Below are 10,707 nucleotides of genomic sequence, written 5' to 3' on the forward strand. Positions count from 1 at the left end.
ATCCGGTCGATGGCGGCCGGACCCACACCGAGGAGACTCACTTGCGTAGATCCCTTCGCCTTCTGGTCGGCGGTGGTGCGCTTGCCACCGCTCTGCTGGGCACCGCTGTGCCGGCGCAAGCCTTTGCCGCGCCGATCGTTCTCAGCGCCGGGCATGTCGATGTCGTCGACGTCGCCTATGAGGACGGCGTTCTCGAGCTCGGCCTGCACGACGAGAGCGTCGAGCCCGATGTCGAGCGCGACCCCGACGACGTGGTCCTGCTCGTCAAGCGGGCCGCCCGGACCACCGTTCCCGACAATCCCTCGTTCTCGTTCCTGGGTGGCGCCGGGGCCAGGGTCTGGGTTCTTCCCGAGATCCAGAACGAGGAGCTGCTCTGGCCCGGCCTCTCCGCCGAGGAGATCGAGGACGGCGTCTTCACCGGGGACGCGGTCACGGCCAAGGTCGAGAAGGTCACCGGGCCGGGGCGCCTGGCCGTCTGGACCGAGGACGCGGTCGGCACGCCCCACGTTCTCGTGAACAGCGGGGACGGGCTGCCCGACGCGCTCAGCCTGGCCGCCGGGGCGCACCAGCACGCCAGCTGGGGCTTCCAGAAGGCCGGCGTCTATCTCATCAAGGTGCGGGCCACGGCCACACTGGCCGCGACCGGCGACACCGTCACGTCGGAGCCGGCCGTCTACAAGGTCGTGGTGCAGCCGTGAGCGCGGCCGCGGTGCTGCTCGCCGTGGGGCTCGCCCTGACTCCGTCCGCCGCTGCGCCGATGACCCTCACCAGCGGGCACGTTGACGTGCTTGATGTGGACTACGCCTCGGGAGGCCTCTCGCTGACCGTCAACGACGGCACCGGGGGCACCGAGGTCGAGCGCGACCCGGCCGACGTGGTCCTCTCGGTTCCGGCGGCCGCGAAGGTCACCGTGCCCAGCGGCGCCGCCTGGTCGTTCCTCGGCGGCGCCGGCGAGACCGCCTGGGTGCTGCCCCAGGCGAGCACGGCCGGGCTGCTCTGGGCCGGCTGGAACACCCTCGAGATCCCGAGCGGGGTGCTCCAGGGCAACTCCGTGACGGTCAAGCTCAGCAGCGTCAGCGGGCCGGGTGCGGTGAGCGTCTACACCGTCTCCGCGGGCACGCCGACGAAGCTGTACGACTCCGGTGACGGCCTGCCCGACTCACGGACCGTGGCCCGCAACGTGCACGCCCACGCCAACTGGGGCTTCACCCGGGCCGGCACCTACACGGTCGCCTTCGAGGTGACCGGCAAGCTGGCCGGCACCGGCGCCACCGTCACCACCGGCGCGAAGGCCTTCACCTTCACCGTCCTGCCGTAACAGCAAAGCCACCGTCCTGCCGTAACAGCACAGCGTGGGCCCGCTCCACCGCAATTGGAGCGGGCCCACCATTTCACCGTACGGGATTGCCTGATGAGACGCCCGATCGCCGCCCTCACCCTGCTGGCCGCCCTCGCCGGCTGCACGCCACCGCCCGCGCTCAGTGCCGCCGACGGCCGGGTCCAGGTCGTCACCACCACCGGCATTTTGGCCGACCTGGTCCGCCACGTGGGCGGCGACCGCGTGCTGGTTGACTCGATAGTGCCGGACAACGCCGACGCCCACGCGTACGAGCCGACCCTGCGCGACGTCCGCAACGTCGTCTACGCCGATCTGGCCTTCAGCAATTATCTGCTGCTGGAGGCGCAGAACGTCATCAAGACCCTCGACGCCAACCTGCCGGACGGGGTCGAGCAGATCTCGCTGGCCGAAGGGGCCACCAAATACGCCGCCGAGATCATCCCGCTCGTCGAGGACGTCTCGCTCGACACCGTCTGGCTCGGGCTGCGCGTCGCCGGTGACGGCGCCCAACTCGGGGCCGACCGCACCTCGGACGTCCGGCTCTCCGCGACCGGAATCTCCGGGCCGGGCCGGCTCACCGCCTATCTGACCGAGTCGTTCGGCAACCCGGACGTCTTCATCGGCTCCGGCGAAAGCGACGACACCGCCGTCCTGCCGCCGGACGCCCACATGCACATGAGTTGGGCCTTCACCGAACCCGGCGTCTACCGCCTCGACCTGCGCGCCCAGCTCGAGGTCGGCCGGCCCGTGCCGATGGGCGAGCAGACCGTCACCTTCGCGGTCGGCGTCGACCCGCACACCGTGCCCGGCATGGCCGGGGCGACCGTGCTGCGCAACGGCCACACCGACATCACCGCCGACATCGACAGCGGCGAGATCTATCTGCTGAGCGACGACGGACGACTGGACCCCGCCCGCACGGTCATCGAGGTGCCGGCCAAGGCTCTGCGCGAGGTGCCGGCCGGACCGGGCATGCGATTCCTCGGCCGCCCCGGCACTCGCGTCTACCAACTGCCGCAGGCCGTTCTCGGACGGCACGTGCACGGCGAGATCGACCCTCACCTGTGGCAGGACGTGGGCAACGCACAGGCGTACGCCGAATTGATCCGCGACAGTCTCATCGAGGCCGATCCCGCGGGTGCGGCCGAATATCGGGCCAACACCGACCGATACCTGCGCGAGCTGACCGAGCTCGACGACTATGTGCGGGACCGGATCGCCGCCATCCCCGAGCCGAGCCGCTACCTGGTCACGACGCACGATGCGTTCGGGTACCTCGCGAAGGCGTACAAAATCGTGGTCGCTGGTTTTGTGACCCCGAACCCGGCTGTGGAACCGAGCCTGGCCGACCGCCGCCGTCTCACCGAGACCTTGCGCCATCTGCGCGTGCGGGCCGTTTTCCTGGAACCGAACCTGCGGGCGCGCTCCTCGACGCTGGTCGAGGTGGCCCGGCAGGAGCACGTGCGCGTCTGCGACATCTACGGCGACGCCTTCGACGACCGCGTGACCAGTTACGTGGCGATGATGCGCTTCAACGCCGATTCCCTTCACCGCTGCCTGACCTGACGAGGATCCGCTGTGCTCCACTCATTGCTGTGCCTCACGGCCGCCGCCGTTCTGGGCGCCACACCGACCGTTCCGCCGCCGGCCGCCGGCCAAGCACAGGCGCGCGGCGACGCCGTCATCGAAAGCGGCCATATCGACATTGGACCGACGCTCCGCGACGGCCGGTGGTCCGTGCAGATTCACGACGACCACACTGTTCCGGCCGTGTGGCGGGAGCCGGCCGCGACCGTGCTGCGGATCCGCGACACCGCGCGGCAGGCGGTTCCGGACGACGAGGCGTACGCTTTCCTCGGCGAGAAGCCCGGCACGCGGGTGCATGTGGTGCCGCAGACCGAGAAGCCGGACGTGGTATGGATCGGCTGGAACACTCAGGATCCGGCCGCCCTGAAGGCGATCGACCGGGGCGTCACCATGAACCTGCGCGGCGCGCAGGGGCCGGGCGCTGTCACCGTCTTCCTGCAATCGGGCAATCTCGGTGCGCCACAGGTATTGTGGAGCTCGGCCAAGCCGTACCCGCAACCGATCTGGGTCGAGGCCAACACGCACACCCACGCGAACTGGGTCTTCGGCAAGCCCGGCGTCTACCTGCTGGCCCTCGACATCACGGCCGGAGACGCGAGCGCCAGCACCGTTCTGCGCCTGGCCGTCGGCGACGCGACCGATCCCGATGACGCCCGCACGGCCGCTTTCACCCAACCCCTGCCTTCCGGTTCCGCTGCTGCGGCTTTCAAAGACAGCCCTTCGCGTACGTCGATGACGCCCTTCCTTTTCGGCGGCGGCGCCCTCGTCGCCGCGCTCATCGCGAGCCTCGCGCTCCGGCAGTCGGCCGTGCGGCGCCGCGCCGAGAAAGAGCGGGCGGCCCGATGAGCGCGGCCCTCGAAATGACCGATGTAGCAGCCGATCTGGGCGGTCGCCCCGTCCTGCGCGACGTCAACCTGCGCGTCGGCGCGGGTGAGCTGGTCGCCCTGCTCGGCCCGAACGGAGCGGGCAAGACGACGCTGCTGCGGGCCGCGCTCGGCCTGGTGCCGCTGCGGCAGGGCCGGGTCAGCGTGGCCGGTTCCGCGCCCGGCTACGTGCCGCAGCGGCACGAGTTCACCTGGGACTTCCCCGCCTCCGTCGAGGACACCGTGCTGAGCGGGCTGGTCCGCCGGATCGGCCTGTTCCGCCGCCCACGCGCCGGGCACTGGGAGGCGGTCTGGGACGCGCTCGACCGCGTACACCTCAATGAATTGCGAAAGCGCCCCGTCGGCGAGCTCTCCGGCGGGCAACGCCAACGGGTTCTCCTCGCCCGGGCCCTGGTCCTGTCGCCGCCCGTACTCCTGCTGGACGAGCCTTTCACCGGCCTCGACATGCCGTCGCAGGAGACCCTGACCGCGCTGTTCGCCGACCTCGCGCGCGACCGGGCCGTGGTCATGGCCACCCACGACCTGGCCGCCGCCGCGTACACCTGCGACCGGCTGATCCTGCTGAACCGCACCGTCATCGCCGACGGCCCGGCGGCCGAGCTGCGCGACCCCGGGGCCTGGATGCGGACGTTCGACGTCGGCCCCGGCAGCCACCTGCTCAAACTCGTCGGAGCGTGACGTGTCCCCGCTGCAGTTCCTGGCCGACCTGGCCAACCCCGGCCTGGCCTTCCTGCCCAAGGCCCTGACCATCGCCACCCTCGCCGCCGTCATGTGCGGGGTCGTCGGCTGCTACGTGGTGCTGCGCGGCATGGCCTTCATCGGCGACGCCGTGGCCCACGCGGTCTTCCCCGGACTGGCCATCGCCTTCCTGTTCTCCGGCAGCCTGGTCGTCGGCGGCACGGTCGCCGGCATCGTGACGGCCTTGCTGGTCACCGTTTTCGCCCAGAACCGGCGGCTGAAGGAGGACTCGGTCATCGGCATCTTCTTCGTGGCCGCGTTCGCCCTCGGCATCGTGGTCATCTCCCGGGCGCCCGGCTACGCCGGTTCCCTCCAGCAGTTCCTGTTCGGCTCCATCACCGGCATTCCCGACCGCGACCTGTACGTCGTGGGCGGCACCACCATCGCCGTGCTGCTGGCGGTCTTCCTGCTCCACAAGGAGTTCGTGGCGGTCACCCTGGACCGCGAGATGGCCCGCGCGCTGGGCCTGCGTGTCTTCTGGCTCGACCTGGTCCTCTACGTGCTGGTCACGCTGGCCGTGGTGATGGCGGTGCAGACCATCGGCAACATCCTGGTCCTGGCCCTGCTGGTCACCCCGGCCGCCACGGCCCGCCTCCTGACCGACCGCCTGCCCGTGATGATGGTCCTGGCCCCGCTGATCGGTGCCGGCGGAGCCACCGTCGGCCTGTACGTCTCCTGGTCGTGGGACTTCCCCGTCGGCGGCACCATCGTCCTGACCCTGACCGCCGCCTTCCTCCTGGCCCACGTGACCGCCCCACGCCACGGCCTCCTGGCCCGGCTGACCGCCTAGCTGTCGACCTGAAGGGGAGACGGGTGGTAGCCGATCGCTTCGTAGATCTGGACGAGCGGTCAACAACGTCAGGAAACGCTGCTCCACCGAGCGCGCAACCGAGCCTTCGAAAGCGGGGAACAGCTCGACCAGCCGCCAGCCGCGCTTGGCGTGTTGCGCCACTCGCTGGCCGGGAACGTTGGTGATGCCCTGCAGTCAGCGGTGAGTCCGTCGTTGCGATCCGGGTCGAGCTGCGCGGCCACGTCGGGCGAGATCGTGGCGAGCGAGTTCGTCACCGACACCTTCTTACGCGCACAGCAGGGGCACCCGGTCGAACCGTCGGTCCGGTTGTTGACCGTCGCCTCCCAGACGTGGTCCGCCGCGGCCGTGCGGAACCACCACACTTTCCGGGCGCTCCCGGTGGTGTGGATGCGTATCGCGCAACAAGGTCTTCGCCAACACCCGGCAAGGGTCGCATCCGGATACGACACTTCGCCTGCGCCGAGCCGAGCCGCCACCTACCATCGCACGTACTCTATAATGACAATCGTTTTCAACTAGCTGAGGAGTTTCATGGCTGTCCCGAAGCGGCGCACGTCGCGCTCCAACACCCGGCACCGGCGCGCTCGGTGGAAGGCGTCCGTGCCCGGGCTTGCCGACTGCCCCTGCCCTCGTAAGGAGAAGGTGATTCCGCATCGGGCCTGTGCGCACTGCGGGATCTACCGCGGCCGTCAGGTGGTCGAGGGGCGATGAAGGAAGGCAGGCTGCCGGTCACGGTGCTGTCCGGGTTTCTCGGGGCCGGGAAGACCACGCTGCTCAACCACGTGCTGGCCAACCAGGATGGGCTGCGGGTCGCCGTCATCGTCAACGACATGAGTGAGGTCAACATCGACGCGGCGCTGGTGCGGACCGAGGAGCGGCTGGTCGAGATGACCAACGGGTGCATCTGCTGCACCTTGCGCGACGACCTGCTCGGTGAGGTCGCCGCGCTGGCCCGGCAGGGGCGTTTCGACTATCTGCTCATCGAGTCGAGTGGGATCTCCGAGCCGATGCCGGTTGCGGCCACGTTCGCGTTCGGGATCGATGACGACGAGCGCGTGCTGGCCGATGTCGCCGATCTCGACACCATGGTCACCGTCGTCGACGCGCCGCACCTGATCGCCCGCATCAACGGGGGTGAGACTCTCGAGGAACGCGGTCTGGGCGCGTACGAAGGTGACGACCGCACCATCGCCGACCTGCTGGTCGACCAGCTCGAGTTCGCCGACGTGGTCGTCATCAACAAGACCGACCTGGTCACCATGGCCGAGTTGCACCGGGTCGAGGCGCTGGTGACCCGGCTCAACCCGTCCGCCCGGCAGATCCGCTCGGTCATGGGCCGCGTCGCCCCGAAGGATCTGATGCACACCGGGCGGTTCGACATGGCCGCGGCCGAGACCGCGCCCGGCTGGGTGGCCGAGCTCAACGGCGAGCGCATTCCCGAGACCATCGAGTACGGCATCGGCAGCCTCCTGTTCCGCGCGGCCGAGCCGTTCCATCCGCAACGACTCTGGGAGCTTTTCGAGACGGCGATTGAGTCGTACGCAATATTGCGCTCCAAAGGTTTTCTCCGGCTCGCCACACGGCCGGACACGATGGCGCTCTGGTCGCAGGCCGGCCCGAACGGGCGGCTGGATCCGATGGGCGCGGCCGACGGCGACGCCGGTCAGGAGCTGGTCTTCATCGGCGTGGACCTGCCGGTCGGTGAGCTCGGCGACCGCCTGCGGGCGTGCCTGCTGACCGCCGACGAGCTGGCCGCCGGTGACGAGGCCTGGCGCCTGCTGCCCGATCCGTTCCCGGTGTGGGAGCTCGACCCGGTTCACCAGCACTGATGGCCGTCACCATGCTCGGCGGCTTCTGGCCGCGGGCCACCGCCGAGGCCGCGTGGGCCCTGCTCGCCACGGATCCGGGCCGGCGGCTGATCTCCTGCGCCTCGCTCGGCGACGCGCTCGCCGCGCCCGACAACGCCGTCGTGGTGCTGCCCGAGGACTGTGAGCCGGACGACGTCCGTACGGCCTGGGCCCCCCAAGCGAACGCACCCAGCGTGACCACCGTCGTCCCGGCCGACCTCGTGCTGGACGGCCTCACCAGCGAGTCGGCCATCGGTGACCTGGTGGCCCACCAGATCGAGCAGGCCGACACGGTGCTGCTGACCGGGCGGCGCGAAGGCGACGACGAGTGGGAGACCGAGCAGATCCGCGTGCTGCTGCACCGCCTCGCGCCGTGGGCGAGCCACACCGTCCCGGCCCTGCACGGGCGCGCCGAACCCCTCGCGCCGGTCACCCGCGGGCTGCGCGGCCACGCCGTCGGCGTTCACGAGCCCGTGCCCGACCACGGCGTCGTCTCGTGCGTCTTCCACGCCCGCCGGCCGTTCCATCCCGGGCGGCTGCACGACGCCCTCGACGACGTGACCGACAACGTGCTGCGCTCGCGGGGCCACTTCTGGCTGGCCAGCCGGCCCGACCTGGCGATGACGTGGGAGTCGGCCGGCGAGCTCAGCCTGGGCCCGGTCAGCGGCTGGCTGGACGCGCTGCCGCTCGACCAGTGGCCGGGCGTGGACACCGAACGGCTCCTGGCCGCCGAGATCGACTGGGATCCGTACTACGGCGACCGCCACCACCATCTGGCCTTCATCGGCATCGACCTCGACCCGGTGCACATCCACCGGGTGCTGAGCCGCTGCCTGCTCACCGACTACGAGCTGGCCGACGGCGAACAAGCCTGGCGCCGGCTGCCCGACCCTTTCCGATAGCCGATCCACGTCACACCGGCTCATCTCCGGCCGGGGCCTGCCGACGACACAGACATGAACGCCCCGGGCATCCGCTGGTTCCTCGTCGTCACGGTGGCCGCGGTCGCGGCGTGCATGGTCACCTACGGGTCGGATGCCGGCAACGTCCTCTACGCCGCGCTCTACCTGTCCCTGTGCGGGATGAGCTGGTGGGCGGCCCGCCGCCAGAGCCACGGCGCGCGCCTGCCCTGGGTGCTGATCGCGACGGCCATCACGCTGTGGTTCACCGGGGACGCCATCGAGCTGGTGCAGTCGTACGTCGGTACGGTGCCCTCGGTCGGCGTCGCCGACGCCTTCTGGCTGTCCGGATATCCGCTGCTGGCGGCGGCGCTGGCCCTGATGGCCCGTCGGCGGGCGCCGGGACGGATGAGGCCGGCGGTGCTCGACAGCCTCACCCTGACCGTGGCGGCGGGCGCGGCGAGCTGGCAGTTCCTGGTCGAGCCGGTGCTCAGCGCCGGCTACGGCGTGGCCGACTCGGTCATTCCGGCGCTCTACCCGGTCGGCGACGTGGTGCTGCTGGCCGGCACGCTGCTCATCGCGCTCTCCCCCGGCACCCGGACCGCACCGACCCGCCTGCTGCTGGCCGCGGTCGGCCTCTACCTCGGCGTCGACCTGGGCTACAACCTGCTGCCGTACGTGCTGGACTACTCCCTCGTCTCCCGCATCGGCCCGCTCATCGCGCTCGGCAACGCGCTGATCGTGGCCGCGGCGCTGCACCCGGCGCGCGGCGAACTGATGCACCCCGGGCCCCGCGCGACCGTGCTGCACCCGGCGCGGGTGCTCTTCCTCGGCCTGGCCCTGATGACGGCGCCGATGCTGACCATGCTGCAGTCCGGCTTCGACCAGAACCAGATCATTCTCATCATCGCCACGACCGCCTGCGCCGCCTTCGTGCTGACGAGGTTCACCACGGCCGTACGCGAGCAGGAGCGCACCCAGGCCGAGCTGGCGTTCCAGGCGCGGCACGACCCGCTGACCGGCCTGTCCAACCGGGCCGTGCTGGCCGACCGGCTCGGCCGGCTGCTGCCCGCCGCGGACGCACCGGTCAGCGTCCTCTACCTCGACCTGGACGGCTTCAAGCAGATCAACGACGAGCACGGCCACGAGGCCGGCGATGCCGTCCTGCGGGTGGTGTCACGGCGGTTGTCGGCCGCCGTACGGGAGACCGACCTGGTGACCCGCCTCGGCGGCGACGAGTTCGTCATGCTCTGCCCGGCCGCACCGCCGGCCGAGGCCATCCGGCTGGCCGAGCGCGTCCTGCACGACGTCGCGCAGCCGGTGATCTGGAACGGGCTCACCCTGCACGTGGGCGCCAGCATCGGCATCGCCGCCGAGACCGACGGCGCCGAGATCAGCGCCACCGACGTGCTGCGCTCCGCCGACATCGCGATGTACCAGGCCAAACGACAGGGCCGGGGCCGCTTCGTCGTGGCCGGATCCTAGTACTTCGGCCGTAGATGTTGACCTTGGTTGGCCCGCGTTGACTGTCCTCGTACGGACCGTGCACATGACGGCGGAGTACGCCGCCGACATCGTCGCCTGGCGATACCCGGCGCCCTATGACTGTTACAACACCACCTGCGTCGATCCGGGTTTCCTGGTCGATTCCGCCAGTGGTTTCTCCGCGTTGGTCGACGAGGGTGGGTTGATCGGTTTTCGTTCGTTCGGTCCGGCCGGCCGGGTGCCGGGTGGCGTCTACGACTCGTCGGCCCTCGACACCGGCGGTGGGCCGCGGCCGGAGCTGACCGGACGCGCGCACGGCAGTTCGCGGACGCAGGGTCATTGGCTGCACCAAAGCCACGCTGTCGAGTGCGTGACTAGACACCTTTGGGGTGGGGGTCAGGGCGGTGCTGGTGGAGGTAGACCTGTTCCGGTGAAGTGCCCGTCGATCAGTCCGATGCGGTATTGCATGCGGTTGAGGCGGTTCTTCACCGCGGCAGTGAGCTCGTTGGCGGTCCGCACGGCGAGATTGCCCAGACTGGTCTTCATCGTCGACCAGACCTTCTCGACCGGGTTCAGTTCCGGCGCGTAGGCCGGTAGTTCGTAAACCCGTAGCCAGGACCGGGCGGCGATCGCCGCTCGCATCGCGGGAGTCTTGTGCAATGACAGGCGGTCCCAGACCAGCACGATCGGGGCCTGCAACTGCTGGTGGGCGGCGTCCAGCAAGCGAATCAGCTCCGGCTCCCGCAAGCCTTTCGGTTCGCCTTTACGCCCGCGATAGGTCAGCGTGCGGTAGATCAGCCGGGAACGTTCGCCGGGCCGGTAACAGCACAGCCCGGCCACCGACACCCGCACGGTGCCCTTCGCGGTCACCTTGACCACGGGTGTCCGGCCTTTCGGCGCCCAGGTGGTGGCCTTATGGGTCTTCAGCGTCTGGCCACACTCATCGGCAAAGACAATCCAGGCGGTCGCGCGGGCGGCGACTCTTTTACCGCCGGCCACTGATACCGGCGCCAATGCGCGATCGCGGCTTCGTCCCGCTCGATCGCGCGGGGAATGGGCAACTGGGCGGTGTAACCGAGCCGGCGCATCGCCTGCCACGCGGTCGTGACCCCGACCT

At 70.2% G+C, this 10,707-nt stretch carries 12 protein-coding genes; 10 read left to right on the top strand and 2 right to left on the bottom strand.

The annotated features are described in order from the left end of the window. Positions 1-41: 41 nt before the first annotated feature. The 6 genes from CRP55_RS36270 (at position 42) to CRP55_RS36295 (ending at position 5,338) form a co-directional block, all read left to right on the top strand. Entirely contained in the window at positions 42-698 is a 657-nt protein-coding gene (locus CRP55_RS36270; RefSeq protein ID WP_097326388.1) for a choice-of-anchor M domain-containing protein, read from the top strand. Further along, the gene (locus CRP55_RS36275; protein WP_245923591.1) at positions 695-1,318 is read left to right on the top strand and encodes a choice-of-anchor M domain-containing protein; all 624 of its coding nucleotides are present in this window, start codon (positions 695-697) and stop codon (positions 1,316-1,318) included. Before CRP55_RS36270 ends, CRP55_RS36275 begins: the two co-directional genes overlap by 4 nt. Before the next feature lie 93 nt (positions 1,319-1,411). Then, entirely contained in the window at positions 1,412-2,905 is a 1,494-nt protein-coding gene (locus tag CRP55_RS36280; protein ID WP_097326390.1) for an anchored repeat ABC transporter, substrate-binding protein, read from the top strand. Positions 2,906-2,917: 12 nt separating this feature from the next. Next, the gene (locus tag CRP55_RS36285) at positions 2,918-3,772 is read left to right on the top strand and encodes a choice-of-anchor M domain-containing protein (RefSeq protein WP_245923592.1); all 855 of its coding nucleotides are present in this window, start codon (positions 2,918-2,920) and stop codon (positions 3,770-3,772) included. Beyond that, positions 3,769-4,488, top strand: coding sequence for an anchored repeat-type ABC transporter ATP-binding subunit (locus CRP55_RS36290; RefSeq protein ID WP_097326392.1), 720 nt, complete (start codon positions 3,769-3,771; stop codon positions 4,486-4,488). The genes CRP55_RS36285 and CRP55_RS36290 overlap by 4 nt, the downstream gene beginning before the upstream one ends. Position 4,489: 1 nt before the next feature. After that, entirely contained in the window at positions 4,490-5,338 is an 849-nt protein-coding gene (locus tag CRP55_RS36295; protein WP_097326394.1) for an anchored repeat-type ABC transporter permease subunit, read from the top strand. Between the two features lie 68 nt (positions 5,339-5,406). Here the strand turns inward: CRP55_RS36295 and CRP55_RS56340 are convergent, their stop codons facing one another. Continuing rightward, positions 5,407-5,835, bottom strand: a complete 429-nt coding sequence (locus CRP55_RS56340; protein ID WP_143235159.1) for a zinc-ribbon domain-containing protein — start codon at positions 5,833-5,835, stop codon at positions 5,407-5,409. A 55-nt stretch (positions 5,836-5,890) separates the two neighbouring features. Between CRP55_RS56340 and rpmF the strand changes: the two genes are divergently transcribed. Genes rpmF through CRP55_RS36320 form a run of 4 tightly spaced genes read left to right on the top strand, consistent with a single transcriptional unit; the run spans position 5,891 to position 9,590 of the window. After that, a complete protein-coding gene (gene rpmF, locus CRP55_RS36305) occupies positions 5,891-6,070 on the top strand; it encodes a 50S ribosomal protein L32 (protein WP_097326399.1) in 180 nt (59 codons plus the stop codon). Next, a complete protein-coding gene (locus tag CRP55_RS36310) occupies positions 6,067-7,188 on the top strand; it encodes a GTP-binding protein (RefSeq protein WP_097326402.1) in 1,122 nt (373 codons plus the stop codon). Before rpmF ends, CRP55_RS36310 begins: the two co-directional genes overlap by 4 nt. Continuing rightward, positions 7,188-8,108, top strand: a complete 921-nt coding sequence (locus CRP55_RS36315; RefSeq protein ID WP_097326404.1) for a GTP-binding protein — start codon at positions 7,188-7,190, stop codon at positions 8,106-8,108. The genes CRP55_RS36310 and CRP55_RS36315 overlap by 1 nt, the downstream gene beginning before the upstream one ends. A gap of 54 nt (positions 8,109-8,162) precedes the next feature. After that, positions 8,163-9,590, top strand: coding sequence for a GGDEF domain-containing protein (locus CRP55_RS36320; protein ID WP_097326406.1), 1,428 nt, complete (start codon positions 8,163-8,165; stop codon positions 9,588-9,590). A gap of 396 nt (positions 9,591-9,986) precedes the next feature. Here the strand turns inward: CRP55_RS36320 and CRP55_RS36325 are convergent. Next, positions 9,987-10,707 (bottom strand): transposase (locus tag CRP55_RS36325; protein ID WP_245923593.1); only part of this gene is annotated, 721 nt, incomplete at its 5' end.

The organism is Paractinoplanes atraurantiacus (assembly GCF_900215205.1).
Classification (GTDB): Bacteria; Actinomycetota; Actinomycetes; order Mycobacteriales; family Micromonosporaceae; genus Actinoplanes; species Actinoplanes atraurantiacus.